Below are 19,816 nucleotides of genomic sequence, written 5' to 3' on the forward strand. Positions count from 1 at the left end.
GGGGGGGGGGGGGGGGGGGGGGGGGGGGGGGGGGGGGGGGGGGGGGGGGGGGGGGGGGGGGGGGGGGGGGGGGGGCCGCCCCCCCCCCCCCCCCCCCCCCCCCCGGGAGGGGCGTGCCTCAGTCGCCGAGGTGACGGGCCGCCGCCCGGACGTCGGACGCGGCGCGGGTGCACCGCTCCGCGTGCTCCAGCAGCCGCGCCCGGAAGCGCTCGCCGGTCTCGTCACCGTTCCAGCCCGGCTCGGCGGCGCAGGCGGCGAGGGCGCGGGCGTGCCCGTCGAGCCGGTCGGCGTCGGCGCGGGCCAGGGCCGCGGACGAGGCGGGGCCGGCGGCGGGAGCGTCCTGCGGGGCGGCGCCCGCGGGGGGCACGGCCACCCGCAGGGTGTGCGGCGCGAGCGCGAGCGGCATGCGGTCCGGGGCGAGCGCCGGGGAGAGCAGGACCGGCGGGGCGGTCGCGGTGAAGAACCGGACGATCTCCTCGGCCACGCGGACGGCGAAGGCGGTGGCGGTGCAACCGGTCGCGGATCCGCAGAACGGTGAGGTCCCCTCCTGGTGGAGGTCGCCGGCGGCGTCCGGCTCCGCCTCCTGGCCCGGGGAGGCGTCGGCGCCGTCGCGCAGCCACGCCGGGGCGGCCAGGATCTCGGTTCCCGGCGCGACCGCGAGCCCGTCCCAGACGAAGGGGGTCCGGACCGGATGGACGGCCGCCTCGACGGGCGGGAAGTGGGCGAGGGCGAGCGCCACGGCCCCGGCCGGGTGCGCGGCAGCGTCCGGCAGGCCCGCGGCGCTGAGGGCGAGGGCCTGGAAGGCGGTGGTGACGGCCGCGTCGGAGACCACGGCCAGGGTGTGCGCCAGCATGTGCGCCGACGCCGCCTCCTGACGGCCCTCCCCCGTCGCCGCGCCCTCCCGCGCCCGGGCGGCGGGTACGGCGGCCGTCCCGCGGGCCAGCCGGGCGGCCACGGAGGCGGGGTCCGGGTCGGACAGGTAGGGGGCGAGCCTGCGGTGCAGTGCGGCGGCCCGGGCGTCGTACGCACGGCTCCCGGCGGCCGCTGCCGCCCTCGGCAGCACCTCGCTGAGCAGGGTGTCGTCCGCCGCCGCCGCGCCCGCCACCACCCGGCGGGCGGCGCGCAGCAGCCCGGGCCGCCAGGCTTCCCAGGACAGGGCGTGGTCCTCGCCCGGTGCGGCGGCCACCCGCTCCAGCTCCTCGGCGAGCGGTCCCGCGAAGACGGCCGCGGGCACAGCGGCGTCCGGCGGGAGCGGGGCGTGGGGGTGCAGGCCGTGCCGGCGGCCCGCGGCGTCGAGGCGTACGGCGGGGGCGAGGGCGTCCGAGGCGGCGCCCTCGGCGAGGAGTCCGGCGGTGTCGGCCGGCGCGAGCGGGACGAGGAACGTGCCGAACGGGGTGCGCAGCCGGACGGGACGCCCGGAGCGGCTGCGGCGCAGATGGCCCAGGACCCCGCGGGCCGCGCCCTCGCGGGTGAGGGCGTCCAGGCCGAGGGCGCGGGCGGGGGCGTCCGCCCAGGGCAGGCGGTGGGCGAGCATGGCGGCGCTGAACACCGCGTTCTCCAGCGGCCGGGCGGTGGCGGGGGTGGTCATCGGGGGGCGTTCTCCCTCGGGTCGCGCGGAGGCGGGGGTACGGACGCGGGCACGGACGGGCTCACGGGCGGGGGCGGGGCCCGGGCGGGCTCACGGGCGGGGGCCGGGTGCGGGCCGGGTCAGCGGTCGCGCAGCATGTACGGCTGGTTGGCGGTGATGTCCCCGTCGTAGCACCGGATGAGCCCGTTGACCCGGTCCCGGTAGTGGCCCAGTTCGCCGCGCAGGCTGTCCGAGTAGGCCTGCGGGGCGTGCGAGAGCGGGTAGTCGTACGACTCGTCGAGCCAGGCCAGTTCCACCCAGTCGGCCGGGAGGTCGTGGGGGGACGCCGGACCGCGGCCGTCCAGCATCGGGATCACGTCGTGCTTGTTGACCAGGCTGACGACCCGGGTGGTGTGGTCGGCGGGCCTCTTGTTGTCGATCGGGGAGCCGAGCGTGACCACGTGGGTGACCCGGTACTCGGAGGCGACGTCCACGTCGGCGGCCAGGTTCATCGCGGTCAGGCCGCCGAGGCTGTGGCCGATGAGCATCAGCTCCGACCCGGCCGGCACGCCGGCCCGCGTCAGCAGCTTCTTCACCGCCCGGGTGTAGGTGGTGTCGGTGCGCAGGCAGCCGTCGAAGGCGCCGACCAGGTCCTGCGGGGTGCTGTTGCTGAGCAGGGCGAAGCTGGTTCCGGGGAGCAGCAGCACGTGCCGTACGGCGCCGTCCGCGCAGGCGACGCGGCGCAGCAGGACCAGGCCGTGGTTGCCGAGGGCGCCGATGTCGTTGACGTAGCTGACGATGTCGTTGCGGGAGGTGCCGAGGACCTTGGCGAGGATCGGGTCCGGGTCGGCGCGTTCGGCGCGGCCGGGGCCGGGGTTGAGGTACTTGAGGAGGGAGCTGGGCAGGCCGAGGAAGGGGTCGGTGGTGGGGACGCCGCCCGCGAGGGTCACCCAGGAGAAGTCGTCGTTGACGGGGTTCTCGTCCAGCAGTCCGGTCAGCGCGAGGAGTTCCATGATCACGGGGCTGACGGTGGTGAGGGCGCGGGTGACGCCGAGCCGTTCCACGAGGGCGTGCAGGGCGCGTACGGCCTCCAGCCGGTCGCCGGCGACGAGGGCGCCGGTGAGGCGGCGGGCGTGCGGGGAGTCGAGGTTGGGGTGGGTGACCGTGGCGGCTTCGATGCGCAGGGCGAAGGCGTCCACGGCCATGGCGACCGCGGCGGGCCGGCGGTGGGTCACGTTGCCCGCGATGCGGGCGAGTTCGCCGACGACACCGCCGTTGGCCCCGAAGCCGAGGCCCGCCGGGCCGGTCAGGGCGCGGACGCAGGACAGGGCGGTGCCCAGGGCCCAGGCGGGGCGGCGCAGGGCCCGGAGGGCGAAGCGGCCGCCGGTCAGCGCCGCCGTGAGGTCGGCTCCGGCCCGCTTCGCGGCGAGAGCGGCGTCGGCGAGCAGCACGGAGGCGGCGATGAGGAGTTCGGTGTCGGTACGGTCGGCGGCGACGGCGGCGACGGCGGCCGGGGGCGTGCCCGGCCGCTCGGGTCCGGCGCCCGGGCCGCCGGGGGTTCCGGGGTCGTCCGGGGTGTTCTTCCGCTGCCCGTCGGAGAGCTGCCGGGTGGGGTTCCCGGTCGCCTGAGGCGTCACGTTCCAACCTCTCGTCGCTTGACCCGCTGTTCGCGACGCATGGTGGCACCGAACGGGGGCGGGCTCCGCGCACCGGGGCGTCCGCTCCGGCGCACGCTCCGGCCACCGCCCGGCCGCGCGCCCCGCCGGCACTGGAATCCGGGTCTCCCCCGGCCCCGTGCCGGCCCGCACGGGATCGGGGGATGACGGCACGGCCCGCGGTTGACGCGGCCGGCCGCGTCGGGGTTCAGCAGGGTTTGCGCCAGGTGTCCAGCTCCGGGTTCTTCATCATCGAGGACAGCTTGAGCCGGCGGGCCTCGGGGCAGAAGCCGGAGGGCGTCCCCTTGTACTCGACGTGGAAGACCGCCTTGCCGGCCTTGATGAAGGGGCTCAGCGCCTCGCACTCGCCGAACTGGGCGCACTCCTCGTTGACCGCGAAGTCGAAGGCGCCTTCGAGCTGGGGGATCTGCGGCAGGTCGTTCTTGAGGCCGACCGACAGCCCGCGCGCGTGCGCGATCTCGGCGATCATGCGGTTGTACGCGAGCTGGTGTTCTCCGGTCAGCGGGAAGCCGGTGTCGTTGCCGTAGGCCTCCACCAGGTCGGGTTCCACCGCGTCGAAGCCCTTGTCCCGGCACATGTCGAAGCGCCGTTCCATGAGCGGGCGGAGCTGGTCGATGCGGCGGATGTCGAGCCAGCGTTCGCCCTTCCAGCCGTTGGGCTTGCCGAACAGGGTGGTGGGGAAGGCGTCCTTGTCCGGGCGGAAGTCCTCCCAGGCGCCGACGTTGACGTAGCAGATCACCTTGCGGCCGTCGCGGTGCAGCCGGGCCACGTCGGCGGCGGAGTTCTCGAACCCGTCGATGTCGTAGACGGGTACGTCGACCGAGGGGTCGGAGCGTCCGTCGAGCTGCCACTGCCAGGCCAGGCCCGGCTGGGGCTTCCAGCGGGCCTTGCCCGGGTCGCCGGGGGCGGTGGGGGACGGGGCCGGCGGCGATCCGGATGCGGAGGGGGAGCCCGAGGGGCCCGGGCCGGGCGAGGCGGGTCCCGGCCCCTGGGTGGCGGTGGGGCCGGACGGGTCGGGTGCGGCGTCGTCGCCGTCGTCGTCGTCCGCGGCGGAGCAGCCCGTCAGGACCAGGGCCGTGACGACGGTCAGCAGGCCGAGGCGGGCCGGCAGGGTGCGGCTCATCGTTCCTTCCCGGTGAGTGCGGGGGTCGGCTGTTTCCATGGGTTGGGGAGTTCGCCCGTCACCGGGCCGGACACCGCCGCGCCGCGTTCGCGCGCGGTGCGCACGGCGAGCGGGACCAGGGCCTCGGGCACCCCGTAGACGAGGTGGCAGAACCGCTCGGGGGCGTGCCGCGCCGTCCAGTCGGGGCGGGTGAAGGAGGAGACGTACGTGGACCAGTGGCCTTCGAAGGTGACGGTGAGGTCGGCGAGGCGGACGTAGCCGGCGACGGGGTGGACGCCCGGGTTCAGCACCACGGGCCCGGCCCCCAGCCGGCGCAGCGAGCGGATCAGCCGACGGGCGCCGGGCAGTTCCCCGCGGGTGGGGGCCATGCGGTCGAGGAAGCAGCCGTCGACCGCGTACCACTCCTGGTAGCGGCACATCTCGTGGACCATCTCGACCTGGCAGCGCGCACCGTACCGGGTGTCCACGTAGCCGAGGAGCCGGGCCCCGGCCGTCCGCAGGGCGGCGGCGGCCGCGGCGAACGCCGCGTCGGGGCGCTCGCCCGGCCCGTCGGCCGGGTTCAGCACCACCCCGTAGGTCGCGGCGGCGCCGGTGATGAGCCGGTGCCAGGCCCCGGGGTCCTCGGCGGGGTGGACGTACAGCGGAACGAGCAGGGTCATGGCGTCAGGGATCCCGCCGGGGCGGTCGCAGCCCAGAGCGCGGCGAGGGAGTCACCGAGGGTGTGCTGCGGGCGCCAGCCGAGGGCGTCGGCGGCGGCGGTGACGTCCGAGCACTGCCAGGACACCTGGGCGGAACGGGCCGAGCCGCCGTCGTCCTCCTCGATCCGGCCCTGGAAGCCCGCCCGTTCGGCCAGGCCCCGCACCAGGTCCCGGACGGGGACGGCGCGGCCGGCGCCGATGTTGAGGACGGACGGCAGCGGGCCGGGGGCGGTGACGGCGAGCACCACCGCGTGCGCCACGTCCCGTACGTCGACGAAGTCGCGGTGGGCGGACAGGTCGCCCAGCCGCAGCACCGCCTCCGGGTCGGGGCCGGCCTGGCGCAGCAGGGCGGCGATCCGCCCGGGCAGCCCGCTCGGCGGGGCACCGGGCCCCACCGGGTTGCCCACCCGCAGGACGACGCCGTCCAGACCGGAGGCGGTGACGGCGACGGTGCCGGCCAGCTTCGTGGCCCCGTACGGGCCGACCGGGCGGGTGGCGGCCGACTCGGCGACGCGGCTGCCGGGTTCGCCGGGCCCGTACTCGGCGGCCGAGCCGAGGTGCACCAGGCGCGCCGCGGGCGCCGCAGCGCGCAGCGCGGCGCACAGGGCAGCAGGGCCGCGGGCGTTGACCTCGGCGAGCGTCACGGCGTCCCCGCCGGTCGCGCCCGCGCAGTTGACCACCGCGTCGGGCGCAGCGGCGGCCAGGACCTCCGCCAGCCGGTGCGGCGGGTCGGCCGCGAGGTCGATGCCGAAGTCGGCGCCGGGCGAGCGTCCGCCGTCCGACACCCGCGCGCCCGGGAGGGCGCGCAGGCGGTCGGCGACATGGGCGCCCAGGTAGCCGGTACGGCCCAGGACGAGAATGCGCATGAGGTGCTCAGGCTCCCTTGAGCAGCAAGGACTTGCGGCTGGTGAACTCGGCGTTGGCCCGGTCGTAGTCGTCGGGGCGCCCGATGTCGAGCCAGTAGCCGTCGAAGGCGTAGGAGTGCGGCGGGTTCTGAGCGCCCAGCAGGTCCAGGACGAGCTCGTCGAACCCGAGGGGCAGACCGGGTGTGTAGTGGTCGAGGGTGGAGCGGCTCAGACCGTACACCCCCATGGAGACGTGGTAGTCCATGCTGGGCTTCTCGGTGAAGCCGACGACCCGGCTGGCGTCGGTGGTGAGCACCCCGAAGTCGATGCTCACCTTGCGCGGGTAGGTGGCGATGGTCAGCGGCGCCCCGGAGGCTTCGTGGCGGCGCAGCACGTCGGCGTAGTCGAGGTCGGTGAGGACGTCGCCGTTCATCACGAGGAAGTGCTCGGGCAGCCGGTCGCGCAGGTTGAGCAGGGGGCCCATGGTGCCGAGCGGGCTCTCCTCGGTGGCGTAGTCCACGCTCATGCCCCACTGGGAGCCGTCGCCGACGTAGGCCCGGATGATCTCGCCGAGGTGGCCGATGGCGATGGTGCACCGGGTGAACCCGGCCGTCGACAGCTGGCGCAGCACGATCTCCAGGATCGCGTGCTGGTCGCCGATGGGCACGAGCGGCTTGGGCAGGGCCGTGGTGTAGGGCCGGAGCCGGACGCCCTTGCCGCCCGCCAGGATCACTGCGTACATGGGACTCCTCCTAGGGTTGGGTGGGGGGAGGTTGAGAGGCGTGGGGTGGTGGGGAACGTCGGTGCGGCGCCCGACGGTCAGATGTTGTAGATGCCGGTCTTGTAGCGGGCCAGGTTGTCCGGGTCGCGGAAGAACTCGACGGTCCGCGCGAGGCCTTCCTCCAGGGTGTGGCGCGGCCGCCAGCCGGTGGCGGCGGTGAGCCGGCTCGCGTCGGCGACCAGCCGCATCACCTCGGAGGCGGGCGGTCGCAGCCGCTCGCCGTCCTCGCGGACCTCGATGGGGACGTCCATGACCTTGCCGATCAGGGTGACCAGGTCCGCGACCGAGATCTCGCCGCCGGTCCCGGAGTTGAAGGTGCGGCCCACGACGGCGCCGGCGGGTGCGGTGCCGGCGGCGAGGAAGGCCTCGGCGGTGTCCTTGACGAAGCTGAAGTCGCGGGTGGGCCGCAGGTCGCCGAGGGTGATGACGCGTTCCCCGGCCGCCACCTGGCCGATGACGGTGGGGATGACGGCGCGCATCGACTGGCGCGGTCCGTAGGTGTTGAACGGGCGCAGCGTCACGACCGGGGTCTCGAAGCTGGCGTGGTAGCTGTCGGCGAGCCGGTCGCCGCCCGCCTTCGAAGCGGCGTACGGGGACTGGGTGTTGATCGGGTGGTCCTCGGTGATCGGCACGGTCTGCGCGGTGCCGTAGGTCTCGCTGGTGGAGGTGTGCACGAGGCGGGGGGTGCCCAGGGCGCGGACGGCCTCCAGCACGTTGAGGGTGCCGGTCACGTTGGTGTCGACGTAGCTGTGCGGGGCCCGGTAGGAGTACGGGATCGCGATGAGCGCCGCCAGGTGGTAGGCGGCTTCGGCGCCTTCGAGGAGACCTCGGACGGATCCGGGGTCGCGGACGTCGCCGAGGACGATCTCCACCTGGTCGAGGACGTCGGGAGCCAGGGTCTCCAGCCACCCGTACGACGAGAACGAGTTGTACTGGGCCATGGCGCGGACCCGGTAGCCGCGGGCGACGAGGGCCTCGGTGAGGTGGGAGCCGATGAAGCCCTCGGCTCCGGTGACGGCGGCGAGCGGTGCGGAGGTCAACTGGTGCACCTTTCAGGTGGGTTGTCGTTGCGTACGGGTGCGAGTGGCATGCGGTGCGGCGTGGTGCGGTCTGGTGCCGGCGGTGGTCCGGGGGGTCAGGCGTGCCGGGCCGGGCGTCCGAGGATCCACAGGGTGCAGAGGACCAGCCCCAGCGCGGCGGGGCCACAGGACAGGGTCAGGGCGGACGGCCCCGCGGCCGGCGCGAGCAGGGTGAGGGTTCCCGCCGCGGCGGCCGCCGCCCCGCACAGGGCCGCCGGCGGCCAGGCGATGCCGAAGGCCTGGAGCAGCAGGGCGGTCCACAGGGTCGCGGCGAGCGGCAGCAGGGCGGCCGGGGCGGCGCCGGTCAGCAGCGCCACCGGCAGCAGGAGGAGCAGGTAGCCCGCCAGGCACAGCCCGAGGACCCCGGTGGACCTCAGCAGGAACCCCGCGGGGGTGGAGGCCGCGCCGAGCGCGGTGACGGACAGTCCGCGGAAGCGGTAGAGCAGCCATTCGGCCGGCCCCATGCTCACGGTCAGCGCGATCACCGCGTACGGCTCGGACCGTCCTTCCACCAGGACGAGCACGGCCGCCGCCAGGCCGAAGAGCCCGTAGGGCAGGGACCGCCGCAGCGGGGGCCGGGCGCCGGTGTCCGCGGCCGCCGGGGTGGCGCGGGCACCGCGCAGCACGTGGGCGACGGCGCCCAGTGTCGCGAGGAGCGCCGCCGCCGGGAGGGCGGTGCGGACCACGGGGCCCGGCTCCCACCAGGGCAGGACGGCGGCTCCCGCGAGCAGCGGGGTGAGCGCGGCCAGCAGCAGCCGTTCGCGGCCCAGGACCAGCAGGATCCCGGCGGCTCCCAGGTAGAGCGACTGCGCGGCCACCACCCAGGTCACGGCCGTGCCCCCGGCGGCCGCGGCTCCCGCCGCCGTGGCGGCGGCCGCCCCGAGCGGTGCCCCCACCAGCAGGGTCCGGGCCGCCTCGCGCCGTCCGGCCACCATGCGCAGGTAGGCGCGGTGGCCGAGGGCCTGGCCCCAGGCCCAGGAGACGATCCCGGCGACGACCGGCCCGGCGGCGTGCCGGCCGGGGTCCCACAGCGGGGCGGTCAGCAGGTAGGCCAGTCCCGGAAGGGCGAAGAGCAGCCCGCGCAGCAGGCACCGTACGGTGTCGGGCCGCCACGGGTCCGGCGGCCGGGCGGGCTCCGGGAAGACGCGGGGCACCCGCTCGTAGAGGGCGGCGGCGAGGGAGAAGATGTTGGGGTGTCCGTACCGCTCCCGGATCACCTCGGCCGACAGCCCCTCGGCCTCCAGCAGGGCGGCCACCTCGTACGGGTGGACGGCCGGCCCGACGCGGTCGGCGAGTTCGGCGGCCAGCCGGCTGACCTCCTCCTCGTTCGGGCCGGGCAGTCTGAGGGTGAGGGTGGTCTCGGCCCACGCCCTGCGGGGCGGCGGCGCGGTGTCGGCCAGCCGCAGGGCGAGGGTGTCCTGGTGGGCCCCGCCGGGTTCGAGTGACATGGGCCCGCTCATCCGGCGAGGCTCCCCGTGCCGGTGACCGCGGCGGCCTCCGTCTCGTGCGGCTGCCGCCCGTCGGGCGTGAGGGCACGCACGGGTGCGGGCGGCCGGGCCCGCTCCTGTCTGCGGGCCCGGCCGGCGGCGACGGCCACCGGGGCGAGGACGACCGGCGCGGGGTGCGGGGCGGCGGCGGCCGCCGGGACCGGGACGCGGCCGGCTTCGGTGAGCGGCGTGCGGGTGAGCCCGGGCAGTTCCAGGTAGATGGAGCGGAAGGTGTCGATGGTCTGCCGCAGGGTGAACTGTTCGATGACCCGCAGCCGGGCCGCCTCGCCCATCGCGGCGCGCCGCGCGGAGTCCCCCAGGAGTTCCAGGGCCGCTTCCGCCATGGCCGCCGGATCGCGCGGCGGCACGACCAGGCCCGCTTCGCCGACCGCCTCCCGCACCCCGCCCACATCGGTGGAGACAGTGGCCCGGCCGCAGGACATGGCCTCGATGAGGGTGAAGGGGAAGCCCTCGCTGATGCTGGAGAGCATCACGACGTTCCCGGCCGCGTAGGCGTCCTTGATGTCGTCGACCCGGCCTTCGAAGGTGACCGCGTCCGCGTGGCCGAGGTCGTGGGCCAGCTTCTCGCACCGTTCCCGGTAGGCCTCCCCGCCGCGCGGGGTCCCGCCGAACAGGCGCAGCCGGGCCTCGGGGACCCGTTCGCGGACCAGGGCGAAGGCGCGGATCAGGGTCTCCAGGTCCTTGATGGGGTCGACCCGGCCCGCCCAGCTGAGGGTCGGCACGTCCGGTTCGGGGCCGGCGGGCGGGAAGGCGGCGGGGTCGACGCCGTTGTAGACGGTGCGGATGGCCTGCGGGTCGGCGCCGCCCTGCTCCTCCCACAGCCGGTTGTAGCGGTTGCCTGGGGTGACCAGGGCCGCCCGCCGGTAGCTCTCCTCCGCCAGCAGCCGGAAGAAGCCGAGGACGACGGCCTTGACGGGCCAGCGGTAGGGGGCCGTGCGGTAGCCGAGGTAGCGCTCGCGCAGGTAGACCCCGTGTTCGGTGAGCAGCAGCGGGACCCCGTGCCGTTCCAGTCCGGCCAGCCCGGGCAGGACGGCGACGCCGCCGCTGACGGCGTGGGCCACGCCGTGTTCCGGGAGCGGGGCGGCCAGGGGGCGCAGGGCGTGCTCCAGCAGGGAGGTGGCGGTGAGGGCGTCGTGCAGGGTCGGACGGGCCTCGCGCACGGTGAGCCCCGGGCGGTTCCAGACCGCCGCGAGTACGGCGACGGCGTGGTCCCCGCGCAGGAAGGGGCTCAGGGCCCCGTCGGAGGCGGCCCGGGCCATCGTGGACAGTGCGGGGGCGAACCCGGCCTCGGCGCCGGGGTCGAGGAGCGCGGTGAGGAACCGTTCGTAGGCGCCGGAGAGCCGGCGGTGGCCGCGGCCGCGCGGGGCGCGGCCCTCGGGGGGAGCGCCCCACATGGGTACCGACCGCACGTCCAGGACGTGGCCGGGCAGGTCCCAGACCACGGGTTCCCGGCCGGTGCCGGTGACGGCTATGACGTCGAAGTCGATGTCGGTCATGCCCTGGACGAGCTGGTCGCACCAGACGCTGACCCCGCCGTGACTGTGCGGATAGGTGCCTTCGGTGAGCAGGGTGACGTGCGGCGCGCCGGGGCGCCGCGCGCCGGCTTGAGCGTGCATGGGTGTGCTCCACGGCCGGTGTGTGGGGGTGGTCGGGCCGGTCCGGGCCGCGCTGGGCGGCCCGGACGGGCGGGACGCCGGGTCAGCGCCGGTCGGTGTCCGCCGCGCCTTCGCGCACGGCGGGCGGCACGCGGGTGCCGGGTGCCGGTGCGGTGGCGGGCGAGGGCCTGGGCGCGGCCGGGGCGGACGGCGCGGCGGGCGCCGACGACGGCAGGGTCAGCTCCAGGGCACTGCCGGTCGAGGGGGCCCAGCCGGACACCCGTCCGGCGTAGGGGCTGCCGAAGGCGGCGGTGCCCAGCCGGGTGCCCGGGGGCAGGGTCGCGGTGACGTCGAGTCCGGCCGGCGCGACGACGGTGACGGCGGTGCCGACGCGGTAGGCGGTGACCCGGCCGGCCTGGACGGCGCTCTTCCAGGCGCCGCGGCGCCGCAGTTCGGTTCCGATGTCCTTCATCCGCTCGTTCACCAGCGGGGTGTTGGCGGCGAACAGCGCGTCGTAGCCGTCGACGACCCCGTTCAGCACCGGGTAGGCCAGGCGCTCCTCGGCCAGGTTGGACTGGTGGATGAAGTGCGGCTTGGGGTCGTTGGACAGCACGTGTCCGAGCGCGGTGCGGGTCTCCGCCGGCACGATCTTCTGCGCGTACCCGGTGGCGGTGTCCAGGGGTGCGGGCAGGCAGGTCGTGGTGTCCGGGTGGTCCTCGCAGATGCCGCTGCCGCCCTGGGCGCGGGAGGTGTAGATCCAGTTGTACTCGTCGACCGCCTCGGTGGCCTTCCCGACGTTGTAGTAGACGTTCATCGGGTAGCGGGCGACGGTCAGGGCCGAGCCGACCTGGCGCTGTTCGGGGTCCCTGGAGTTGTCCGAGGCGACCCACGTGACGCCGTTGCCGGTGAGGGAGGCGGCGAGGTTCGGGTTGTCCTGCGGCTGCTGGGGCAGGACGGCCATCCCGGAGTGTTCGCCGGTGACCAGTTCGTCGTTCTGCAGGGGCAGGCCGAAGCTCTGGCCCCAGAGCCGGTTGAGGACGATCTCGTTGTCGATGGCGGTCCGGCTGACCCACTTGGTGCTGCCGTCGGGGTTGGCGGCGCACCGCCAGGGGACCACGCTGACGTCCTGTTCGCAGCCAAGGAAGGCGTGCGTGTAGGTGTGGTTGATCCAGCGGAACGCGTCGCGGTCGGCCTGGAGCCTGTCGGCGAGCAGGTCGACGCCGTTGTTGTCCTCCCGCTGGTCGAGGCTGCCGGCGCCGTTGTAGACCATGTCGAGGGTGAAGTTGCGTCCGGCCTGCCAGTTCTTGGCGTATGCGGCGTCGTCGGCGGTCATCCGGATGGGGTTGGGCGTTCCGCCCGCGCCGGCGGCGCAGTCGACGTCGCCTGGGGTGCAGTTGCGCTGGGTGTCCCAGCGGTCGTCGGCGGCGAAGACGTCGTCGACGTGGACGGAGAAGTAGTTGCGGGAGGCGCCCAGGTGGACGCCGCCGGTCATCCACTCGACGATCCCGCGGGCCAGCAGCCGGTACTGCTGCTGGTAGCGGTTGTAGACGAAGGTGACGACGAGTTCGCGGCGGCCGTCGTGCCTGTACTCGCCGACGAGCGAGCCGCGCCGGGAGGTGCCCGGGATGGGGGCGTCGACGTAGGGGGTGAAGTCCGCGCCGGGGGCGGGCTGGGCCAGGTAGGCGTAGCTCTCGCCGACGGTGGGTGAGTTGTCCTCGAACGGGACGGATCCTTCGAGGTAGCCGAAGGGGCCGGAGCGGCCGGCCGCGGTGATCCCCGCCTGGACGCCGTCGACGCTGCCGGCGTAGCCGCCGGAGACGAAGTACTGGAGTCCGACCTGGGGGCGGGCGTAGGTGTAGGCGTCGACCTGGGGAATCTCGTACGTCTGCTCGTAGGCGGCGAGCGCGGCCATCTCGGCGGAGCCGGCGGCGAACGGGTTGTCGTTGGGCAGGACCACCGCCTGGAACTTCGCGCGGGGCCGGCCGCCGACGGTGTCGGCGAGGAAGGCCGCGTCGATCGCGGGCCGGTCCGGCCGTGTCAGGTCGACCTGCGTGTACGGCGTCCCCGCCGAGTCCAGCTCCGCCGTGATGGCCTGGACCGCCGGGCCTCCGTCGGCCACGACGAGGACCCGCAGGTCCACGCGGGGCGCGGTGGTGTCGGCGTGCGCCGCGCCGGCCGGCAGTCCGGCGGCCGCTATCAGCGCGCCCGCGGATAAGACGGCGGTGCGTATGCTGCGCCTGTTTCGCTTCATGCGGTGAAAGTCCCCTCCCCGGGCAGGGGTGAGCGCGGCGCGCACGAAGCGGCGGACGCCCCCCTTGCGCGACGCCGGCCTCCCCCTCAGAAACCAGTCGTCGACGCATCCGTCGCGTCACATGGTGGTGCCTGTGTGTAGCTTTCGTGGGGGCGTTGCGAAAACCGACGAAAAAACGCAGGCGTACAACTGATGCCGAGCGCCTGGGAGTTGCCCTCCCCGGGCCCCTTCCGGAATGCGGCGGGCGGGCGGGTTCGGCGTCATGAGCGCCGGTCCGGCGGCGAGCGTGGCGCCGCCGGACCGAGCCGGTCCGACGGCGCCACACCCCGGTGGTCCAGACCACAAGGGCCGACGGTCGGGGGCGATTTCAAGCCATCCCCGATCGCGACCGTGGGCTGTCAGGCGCAGAGCACCCGCGTCTCGGGCGTGTAAACCGGGCCGGCGCTGGTGTTCGTGCTGTCGCTGAACTCGGCGTAGTAGTACGAGTAGAAGCCGATGTTGCCGTTGCAGCCGGAGTCGGCGGCGACCTGGAGGGTCAGCGTCACGGTGCGGCTCTGGCCGGGGGGTATGGTCGCGCCGTAGTTGCCGCCGAGGTCGGACGGGCCGACGCCGGAACACGACGCGGCTCCGGTCGGGGTCGCCACGCTGCAGCCGGTGAAGCTGTACTTGAGGTCGGCGCGCTGGGTGGTGAGCCAGGTCGGGGAGATGGTCTGGTAGACGAACCAGACGTCGTAGGTCTTGTTGTTGGTGAGCGTCATCGAGAGGTTCACCGTGCCGCCGGGGGTGACGGTGGCGGTGTTCGTGGCGAACGTCAGGGCTGCCGGGGCGGGGTCGGCCTGGGCCGCGGGTGCGAGGCCGAACACGGCCAGGACGACGGCGAGGAACGCGGTGAGGCCGAGGCGGCGCTTCAGAGGTGATCGCATGGCCCGGGAGGCTAGGACGACGGCTCGCGCCTCGTCTGCCCCCGGCGGGAGCGCGGGGGCGCGCGGCGGCCGGAAGTGTGCGCCCCGTGAAGACGCCCGGGAGAACCCGTGAAGGGTGATCACGTACCGTATACAGGCAGCCCACGGTGTGTTCCCGACCGTCCGCCCCGAATCCCGCCGGCTCCCGCTCCCGCCACCCCCCGAATGGCGCGTACCCGCCCCACCACCTCCCCGGAACCTCACCCCCCACTTCCCACCCGCCCCCCGCCGCCCCGCCGCCGCTCCATCTCCGTCACGGCGACCCCCACCCCACCCCGCCCCACAACCGGAACCCCCCACCACCCCCCTGACAGACCTTCGGCCCGCGCTCCCGGCACGCGGGGTCAGGGTGCGTCGAGGAGGGGGTCGAAGGCGGCGGGCAGACCCTTCCAGGCCTCCCTCCCGGCCGCGTACTCCGCGTCCGTCAGCAGACAGGAGTCGAGGCGCCGCTCCAGCACGTCCCGGTCGAGGCCGGGCGAGGTGAAGACGAGGTGCTGGCAGCGGTCTCCGTGGTCGGGGTGCCAGTCGAGCGCGGCAGCCGCTCGGCGCATCGGCGGGACCATCTCCCACGCCGCGTCCGGCAGCGACGCCAGCCAGGGTCCGGCGCTCTCCACGCACAGGGCTCCGCCGGCGGCGTCCCAGGCGAGGAGGGTGTCGGGGCGGTCCGCGAGCCAGAACCGTCCGCGGCTGCGGGCGGCGGCGCAGCACAGGTCTTCGAGCGCCCGGTAGAGGCGTTCGGGGTGGAACGGCCTCCGACGGCGCCAGACCAGTGTGGCGACCCCGGCCTCGTCGGCGTCCTGCGGCAGGAGTGCGCACGCCGGGTGCTGGGCGGCCGCCGCGGCCTCGACGTCGAAGCCCGCGAACGCCGCCCGGGCCAGTTCGACGGAACCGGCGGGCACCCGCCGGGCGGTGGGGTGCAGTTGCGCCAGCAGCGCGCGGTCCTCGTCGTCGGCCTCGTCGCTGTCGACGACGGCCAGGACGGGCGCGTACTCCAACTGCCGGGCCCAGGTGTCCCCGACGGTCCGCCGGTCGGTGCGCGCCGCCGCGAGGCCGGCTTCCGCCAGGTCGTCGCCGTTGCCGAGGCAGGGCAGGACGAGAGCCGGGTCCACAGCGGTGATCACGTTGGTCAGGACGAGCCGGTCCCCTCCGTGTGCGGCGACGACCTCGGCCATGGCCCTCGGTTCGACCGAGTCCCACAGCTCGACCACGGCGAGCCGGGTCGGGCCGCCGGCCGCCATCCGCTCCAGTTCGGGCACCAGGTCCTCGCGCAGTGCGCAGCACGCGCAGTCGTCGACCAGCGGCGCCTCGCCGCGGGAAAGGGTGCCGGAGGCGTCGCGGACGGTCCGGAGCACGGTGCCGCCGGCCGCTCCGGCCAGATCGTGGTGCAGGGCCACGCTCCCCCGCACGGACCGCAGAAGGCGTTCGACGACCTCTTTTCGCGCGTCGGCGTGCATCCCGGCGACGATCACGACGGGGAGCCGGTCCTCGTGCGCCGTCATCGGGTTCCGTAGCGGCGCTGGAACTTCTCGACGCGTCCGGCGGTGTCGAGGACGCGGGCGGTGCCCGTTGAACGGGTGGGGAAAGCGGTGCCCGGGGCGGTGTCGCGGAAGACGACGGGCCCGTAGGCAGGGTGGATGCCGGGCTTCACGGCGGGAACCTTTCGACGGTGGGACGGGATTGCCGGGGAGTCAGCGCTCTTCGCGGAAGTCGACGTGGCGCCGGACGACGGGGTCGTACTTGCGCAGCACCAGCCGGTCGGGGTCGTTGCGCCGGTTCTTGCGGGTGACGTAGGTGAACCCGGTGCCCGCCGTGGAGCGGAGCCTGACGACGGGGCGGATCTCGTTGCGTGCCATGGCGCTACTATATGGGAATGGTTTCCATTTCCAATACGGGACCTCGACGAGAGAGGCGGCATCCATGCCAGCGCACTGCCAACTGACCGGCGCCACACCGGGCTTCGGCCACCACGTCTCCCACTCGCACCGGCGCACCCCGCGCCGCTTCGACCCGAACGTCCAGCGCAAGCGCTACTGGCTGCCCAGCGAGGGGCGCCACGTCCGCCTGACGCTCAGCGCCAAGGCGATCAGGACGGTGGACGCGATCGGCATCGAGGCCGCCGTGGTCCGCATCCGCGCCCGAGGGGGGAAGGTCTGATGGCGAAGCGGAGCAAGATCGCGAAGAACGAGAAGCGGAAGGCCGTCGTCGAGCGCTTCGCCGCCCGGCGCGCCGAACTCAAGGCGGTCGTCCGCCGCCCGTCCTCCACCGCCGTCGAACGCGAGGCCGCCCTGGCGGAGCTGCGCCGGCAGCCGCGCGACGCCAGCGCCACGCGCGTGCGCAACCGTGACAGCGTCGACGGCCGGCCCCGCGGCCACCTGCGCACCTTCGGGCTGTCCCGCGTCCGTACGCGGGAGCAGGCACACGCCGGGTTCCTCCCGGGAGTGACGAAGTCCTCCTGGTAGCCCCGCGCTCGCCCCGCCCGGGGCCCACCGGTCCGTGTGCGGCCCACGGGCGGGCAAAGGAGCCCCGCGGAGGGCCGCACACGGACCGGGCACGACGCGCGTTCCAACAACCGGAATTTCACGTCGCCTGTACTAGGCTCCGCGACTGGCATCACTCGACCGACCGTTGCCCGCCCCACGGACAGGAGCCCCGATGATCGGCATGCTGGTGACTTTCACGCCCCGGAGCGGGACGTTCGATCGTTCCACCCTCGAAAAGATCGCCGGTGAACTCCGCGGACCGTTCGACGGCATGCCCGGGCTGCGCTTCAAGACCTTCATGGTCGACGAAGACGGCGCCCGGGCGAGGAACTTCTACGTATGGGAGGACGAGGAGAAGGGCCGCTCCTTCTTCACGGAGGAGCTCGTCGAGAAGGTGACGGGGATCTACGGCGCCCCGCCCGTCATCGAATACCTCGACGTCGTGGGGTTCGTCGACAACTCCGCCGGCTGATCCGCCCCCGCGGCGCTGCCCGTACTTCCCCGGGAGCCGCGAGATCGGCGTCCGGCGGAAGGAAGACGGACAGCACGGCGCCCCTCAGCGCGTGTCGCTGCGACTCCCGTCGGTGGGGGCGGTCATCAGCCAGGAGACGGTGCGGCTGATGTCGGAGGACGCGACGATGCCGGCCAGGCGGCCGCTGTCGTCGATGACGAGGGCCCGTCCGGTCCCGCCCGAGAGCAACTGCGGCAGCAGGTCGACGAGCTGGTCGTCGGGATGGGCCACGACGACCTCCGACCGGGGCACCATGACCTCCCGGACCCGTGTCGCCCCGCGCCGTGTCGCGGCGACCCGGCCCGCCGCGGCGAGCGTGAGCAGGCCCGCCGGCGAGCGCCCGTCATCGCCGATGACGGGGAAGACCGAGTGGCGGTAGCGGTAACGGGGATCCTCCAGAAGGTCCGCCACGGTCAGGTCGGCGGGCACCGTGACCGGGGACGGTGTCATGGCACGCCGCACGGTCACACCCGTCAGAACCGCCCGCAGCTGCGCCTGCCGGCCCTCCGCGGTCGCGGCGGCGATCAGGAACCAGGCGATCAGGACGAACCACAGTCCGCCGACCACGTCGCCGCGCGCGAACAGCAGCACGCCGGCCAGGAGGAGGAACCAGCCGAACCCGCGCCCCGCCGCCGTCGCACCGGCCGTGGCCCGTGCGCGGTCTCCGGTCTTCCACCAGAGGAAGGCCCGCAGCAGCCGGCCGCCGTCCAGCGGAGCGGCCGGCACCGAGTTGAACAGCGCCAGAAGAAGGTTGATCACGGCGAGCCAGACCAGCGCCTCGCTCACCAGCCCCCGCCCCGCCGTGCTGTCGACCGACCACGCGGCCAGTGCGAAGAGCGCGCTCAGCCCCAGGCTGACCAGCGGTCCCACTCCCGCGATGCGCAGCTCGGCGGCGGGGGTGGACGCCTCCGTCCTGAGTTTGGCGACCCCGCCGAGAAGCCAGAGGACGATGTCGTCCACCGCCACCCCGTTGCGGCGGGCCACCAGCGCGTGGGCCAGTTCGTGAGCGAGCAGGGACGCGAAGAACAGGGCCGCGGCCAGCAGGCCCACGAGCCAGTAGGCCCACGGGGCCTGGCCGGGGGACACCTCGGGCAGCCGCCCCTGCGCCAGGCCCAGGGCGATGAGCGTGAAGATCGCCAGGATGCTCCAGTGCACACCCACCCGGACGCCCGCGATCCGGCCCAGTACGAATGTCGGCGTCATGGTTCCTCCCTCGCCATCCCCAGCGCCTTCGGGCATCCGGCGAAGACACCACGACCGGCGCCGTTCCGGGCCCGCGGGGCGAGGTCCCTCACCCGGTTCCCCCAGGGGCCGCTCCCGTACTCGCCTCCCGGCCGCTCAGGCGGCCGTGGCCGTCGCCACGTTCGAGGCGATCCCGGCGGTCGCGCCGTGCCTGCTGCCGTGGGCGGCCGGCATCCTCTCGCCGGTCATGAGGGCTCTCCGGTCCGCGGGGATCCGGGACGCTTGACGGCGATGCTCCGACGGCCTGCCGGAGGCTCGGTCTCCATGGGGACGCGGACCGTGAGGATGCCGTCCTCGTACGAGGCCTCGACCCCTTCGGTGGGAACCCGGCCGGGCAGCCGTACGCTCCGGCGGAAGGATCCGTAACGGAACTCCGAGTGCTCCTTGTCCTCCGTGCTCTCGGCGTGCTCGGCGCTGACGGTGAGGGTGTCGCCGTCGACGGTGATCTCGACGTCCTTCTCGGGGTCCAGTCCGGGCATTTCGGCGCGAAGGGTGTACGTACCGCCGCTGGTGGTCACCTCGATCGGGATCGGGTGGATGTCAAGGGCCGGCCGCCACATCGGGAAGCGCGGGAAGTCGGCTCCGAACCAGTCCGCGAGGTCGGGAAAGAGGCCGCGCCTCCGCTCCATCTGCGTACCTGACATGGGATGCTCCTGGATCTCCGGCGCCCTGTGACGGGCGCCTCCATGCGGTTTCCGCCCCCACTGTCGGCCTGCCGGCCCACAGCCCGCTTGGGCCTGTCGGGGCAGCCGCCGGACCATTCGGCCCCGGTTCGCCCGCGGACACACGGACCCTCACGGTCGGTATTCCACCCGGCGGCCCGTCAGCCGCCGCGGGGAGAGCTTCATCCAGTGGGTGCGCGCCCCGCCCGCCCAGGGCACGGCGTGGGCGGCCTCGGCCAGGCGGTCGAGGGCGTCGGGGCGGGAGACCGCCCTGAGTACCCCCACGGCCAGAACGCTCCACCCCCTCGCCGCCACCTCGTCGATCCGCTCCACCTCGAATGCGGCCTCGCTGCCGGCGGCCCGTGCCAGCACCGTGTCGGCCGCGGTCCGGAAGACGACCTCCCCGTCGACGATGAGGTAGTTCACGGGATGCACGGCGGGGCCGTCCACGGTGAAGGCGGCGATCCGGCCGATGCCCCGGACCCCGAGGAGCCGTCGGCACTCCTCCTCGTCCAGGACGACCGGCTGAGCGGCGGCCTGGGGCGGCCCGGCCGGTCGCCCGGGGTGGGCTGTGGCGCCGGTGCCGGCCAGGGCCTCGACGGTGGTGCCGAGAGCTTCCGCGAGGCGGACGAGCACACCGACCGTCGGGAGGGCCGCGTCGTCCTCCAAGGAGGCGATGAAATGCGCGTCGGCCCCGCAGCGCTCCCCCAGGTCGTGGCGACTCATTCCGGCCGCGGTTCGACGGGCGGCGAGCCGCCGCCCCAGCTCGGTGGTCATGGTGTCGGCCCTCCTCGAAGCGGCTGGGTCGCCGCACGGTGCGGCGTTCCGCCGGGACG

Annotated in this window: 20 protein-coding genes; 3 read left to right on the top strand and 17 right to left on the bottom strand. The window is 74.7% G+C overall.

What is annotated here, in order from left to right:
- Positions 1-118: 118 nt before the first annotated feature.
- The 14 genes from WDV06_RS04810 to rpmG all read right to left on the bottom strand — a co-directional run bounded on the left by WDV06_RS04810 (position 119) and on the right by rpmG (position 15,938).
- Complete coding sequence (locus WDV06_RS04810; RefSeq protein WP_395508351.1) at positions 119-1,588, bottom strand: cytochrome P450 family protein; 1,470 nt, start codon at positions 1,586-1,588, stop codon at positions 119-121.
- Positions 1,589-1,707: 119 nt separating this feature from the next.
- Positions 1,708-3,204, bottom strand: a complete 1,497-nt coding sequence (locus tag WDV06_RS04815) for a lipase family protein (RefSeq protein ID WP_395508352.1) — start codon at positions 3,202-3,204, stop codon at positions 1,708-1,710.
- A gap of 226 nt (positions 3,205-3,430) precedes the next feature.
- Complete coding sequence (locus WDV06_RS04820) at positions 3,431-4,366, bottom strand: endo alpha-1,4 polygalactosaminidase (RefSeq protein ID WP_395508353.1); 936 nt, start codon at positions 4,364-4,366, stop codon at positions 3,431-3,433.
- Positions 4,363-5,025, bottom strand: a complete 663-nt coding sequence (locus tag WDV06_RS04825; RefSeq protein WP_395508354.1) for a spherulation-specific family 4 protein — start codon at positions 5,023-5,025, stop codon at positions 4,363-4,365. The genes WDV06_RS04820 and WDV06_RS04825 overlap by 4 nt, the downstream gene beginning before the upstream one ends.
- Positions 5,022-5,930: an NAD-dependent epimerase/dehydratase family protein gene (locus tag WDV06_RS04830; RefSeq protein WP_395508355.1), complete on the bottom strand. Its 909-nt coding sequence runs from the start codon at positions 5,928-5,930 to the stop codon at positions 5,022-5,024. The genes WDV06_RS04825 and WDV06_RS04830 overlap by 4 nt, the downstream gene beginning before the upstream one ends.
- 7 nt (positions 5,931-5,937) lie before the next feature.
- Positions 5,938-6,651 (bottom strand): nucleotidyltransferase family protein, encoded by a 714-nt coding sequence (locus tag WDV06_RS04835; protein WP_395508356.1) that lies wholly within the window; start codon positions 6,649-6,651, stop codon positions 5,938-5,940.
- Between the two features lie 77 nt (positions 6,652-6,728).
- A complete protein-coding gene (locus WDV06_RS04840) occupies positions 6,729-7,730 on the bottom strand; it encodes a GDP-mannose 4,6-dehydratase (RefSeq protein ID WP_395508357.1) in 1,002 nt (333 codons plus the stop codon).
- A 95-nt stretch (positions 7,731-7,825) separates the two neighbouring features.
- Positions 7,826-9,229, bottom strand: a complete 1,404-nt coding sequence (locus tag WDV06_RS04845; RefSeq protein ID WP_395508358.1) for a hypothetical protein — start codon at positions 9,227-9,229, stop codon at positions 7,826-7,828.
- Entirely contained in the window at positions 9,226-10,893 is a 1,668-nt protein-coding gene (pelF, locus tag WDV06_RS04850) for a GT4 family glycosyltransferase PelF (RefSeq protein WP_395508359.1), read from the bottom strand. Before pelF ends, WDV06_RS04845 begins: the two co-directional genes overlap by 4 nt.
- An 82-nt stretch (positions 10,894-10,975) precedes the next feature.
- Positions 10,976-13,123, bottom strand: coding sequence for a hypothetical protein (locus WDV06_RS04855; RefSeq protein WP_395508360.1), 2,148 nt, complete (start codon positions 13,121-13,123; stop codon positions 10,976-10,978).
- A gap of 398 nt (positions 13,124-13,521) precedes the next feature.
- The gene (locus WDV06_RS04860) at positions 13,522-14,046 is read right to left on the bottom strand and encodes a COG1361 family protein (protein WP_395508361.1); all 525 of its coding nucleotides are present in this window, start codon (positions 14,044-14,046) and stop codon (positions 13,522-13,524) included.
- A gap of 383 nt (positions 14,047-14,429) precedes the next feature.
- Positions 14,430-15,584 (bottom strand): CobW family GTP-binding protein, encoded by a 1,155-nt coding sequence (locus tag WDV06_RS04865; protein WP_395508362.1) that lies wholly within the window; start codon positions 15,582-15,584, stop codon positions 14,430-14,432.
- Complete coding sequence (locus WDV06_RS04870) at positions 15,581-15,733, bottom strand: 50S ribosomal protein L31 (RefSeq protein ID WP_395508363.1); 153 nt, start codon at positions 15,731-15,733, stop codon at positions 15,581-15,583. The genes WDV06_RS04865 and WDV06_RS04870 overlap by 4 nt, the downstream gene beginning before the upstream one ends.
- 40 nt (positions 15,734-15,773) lie before the next feature.
- A complete protein-coding gene (gene rpmG / locus WDV06_RS04875) occupies positions 15,774-15,938 on the bottom strand; it encodes a 50S ribosomal protein L33 (RefSeq protein WP_395508364.1) in 165 nt (54 codons plus the stop codon).
- Between the two features lie 64 nt (positions 15,939-16,002).
- On the opposite strand from rpmG, the gene rpmB reads away from it, so the two are divergent.
- The 3 genes from rpmB to WDV06_RS04890 all read left to right on the top strand — a co-directional run bounded on the left by rpmB (position 16,003) and on the right by WDV06_RS04890 (position 17,037).
- On the top strand, positions 16,003-16,239 hold the full coding sequence (gene rpmB / locus WDV06_RS04880) for a 50S ribosomal protein L28 (RefSeq protein WP_395508365.1): 237 nt from the start codon (positions 16,003-16,005) through the stop codon (positions 16,237-16,239).
- Positions 16,239-16,544, top strand: a complete 306-nt coding sequence (rpsN, locus tag WDV06_RS04885) for a 30S ribosomal protein S14 (RefSeq protein WP_395508366.1) — start codon at positions 16,239-16,241, stop codon at positions 16,542-16,544. Before rpmB ends, rpsN begins: the two co-directional genes overlap by 1 nt.
- 193 nt (positions 16,545-16,737) lie before the next feature.
- Entirely contained in the window at positions 16,738-17,037 is a 300-nt protein-coding gene (locus WDV06_RS04890) for a hypothetical protein (protein ID WP_395508367.1), read from the top strand.
- A gap of 84 nt (positions 17,038-17,121) precedes the next feature.
- Here WDV06_RS04890 and WDV06_RS04895 read toward each other — a convergent pair whose 3' ends face one another.
- The 3 genes from WDV06_RS04895 to WDV06_RS04905 form a co-directional block, all read right to left on the bottom strand.
- Positions 17,122-18,279, bottom strand: coding sequence for a site-2 protease family protein (locus WDV06_RS04895; RefSeq protein ID WP_395508368.1), 1,158 nt, complete (start codon positions 18,277-18,279; stop codon positions 17,122-17,124).
- Between the two features lie 224 nt (positions 18,280-18,503).
- A complete protein-coding gene (locus WDV06_RS04900; protein ID WP_395508369.1) occupies positions 18,504-18,962 on the bottom strand; it encodes an Hsp20/alpha crystallin family protein in 459 nt (152 codons plus the stop codon).
- A 150-nt stretch (positions 18,963-19,112) separates the two neighbouring features.
- On the bottom strand, positions 19,113-19,757 hold the full coding sequence (locus tag WDV06_RS04905) for a helix-turn-helix domain-containing protein (RefSeq protein ID WP_395508370.1): 645 nt from the start codon (positions 19,755-19,757) through the stop codon (positions 19,113-19,115).
- Positions 19,758-19,816: the final 59 nt, after the last annotated feature.

The organism is Streptomyces racemochromogenes, from assembly GCF_044129415.1.
In the GTDB taxonomy this organism is placed as follows: domain Bacteria; phylum Actinomycetota; class Actinomycetes; order Streptomycetales; family Streptomycetaceae; genus Streptomyces; species Streptomyces racemochromogenes_A.

What these genes read in the sequence shown, in the direction of transcription:
- WDV06_RS04810 (WP_395508351.1), bottom strand. Translation starts at nt 1,588, where the DNA reads ATGACCACCCCCGCCACCGCCCGGCCGCTGGAGAACGCGGTGTTCAGC.
- WDV06_RS04820 (WP_395508353.1), bottom strand. Translation starts at nt 4,366, where the DNA reads ATGAGCCGCACCCTGCCGGCCCGCCTCGGCCTGCTGACCGTCGTCACG.
- WDV06_RS04825 (WP_395508354.1), bottom strand. Translation starts at nt 5,025, where the DNA reads ATGACCCTGCTCGTTCCGCTGTACGTCCACCCCGCCGAGGACCCCGGG.
- WDV06_RS04830 (WP_395508355.1), bottom strand. Translation starts at nt 5,930, where the DNA reads ATGCGCATTCTCGTCCTGGGCCGTACCGGCTACCTGGGCGCCCATGTC.
- WDV06_RS04835 (WP_395508356.1), bottom strand. Translation starts at nt 6,651, where the DNA reads ATGTACGCAGTGATCCTGGCGGGCGGCAAGGGCGTCCGGCTCCGGCCC.
- WDV06_RS04845 (WP_395508358.1), bottom strand. Translation starts at nt 9,229, where the DNA reads ATGAGCGGGCCCATGTCACTCGAACCCGGCGGGGCCCACCAGGACACC.
- pelF (WP_395508359.1), bottom strand. Translation starts at nt 10,893, where the DNA reads ATGCACGCTCAAGCCGGCGCGCGGCGCCCCGGCGCGCCGCACGTCACC.
- WDV06_RS04855 (WP_395508360.1), bottom strand. Translation starts at nt 13,123, where the DNA reads ATGAAGCGAAACAGGCGCAGCATACGCACCGCCGTCTTATCCGCGGGC.
- WDV06_RS04860 (WP_395508361.1), bottom strand. Translation starts at nt 14,046, where the DNA reads ATGCGATCACCTCTGAAGCGCCGCCTCGGCCTCACCGCGTTCCTCGCC.
- WDV06_RS04865 (WP_395508362.1), bottom strand. Translation starts at nt 15,584, where the DNA reads ATGACGGCGCACGAGGACCGGCTCCCCGTCGTGATCGTCGCCGGGATG.
- rpmG (WP_395508364.1), bottom strand. Translation starts at nt 15,938, where the DNA reads ATGGCACGCAACGAGATCCGCCCCGTCGTCAGGCTCCGCTCCACGGCG.
- rpmB (WP_395508365.1), top strand. Translation starts at nt 16,003, where the DNA reads ATGCCAGCGCACTGCCAACTGACCGGCGCCACACCGGGCTTCGGCCAC.
- rpsN (WP_395508366.1), top strand. Translation starts at nt 16,239, where the DNA reads ATGGCGAAGCGGAGCAAGATCGCGAAGAACGAGAAGCGGAAGGCCGTC.
- WDV06_RS04890 (WP_395508367.1), top strand. Translation starts at nt 16,738, where the DNA reads ATGATCGGCATGCTGGTGACTTTCACGCCCCGGAGCGGGACGTTCGAT.
- WDV06_RS04895 (WP_395508368.1), bottom strand. Translation starts at nt 18,279, where the DNA reads ATGACGCCGACATTCGTACTGGGCCGGATCGCGGGCGTCCGGGTGGGT.
- WDV06_RS04900 (WP_395508369.1), bottom strand. Translation starts at nt 18,962, where the DNA reads ATGTCAGGTACGCAGATGGAGCGGAGGCGCGGCCTCTTTCCCGACCTC.
- WDV06_RS04905 (WP_395508370.1), bottom strand. Translation starts at nt 19,757, where the DNA reads ATGACCACCGAGCTGGGGCGGCGGCTCGCCGCCCGTCGAACCGCGGCC.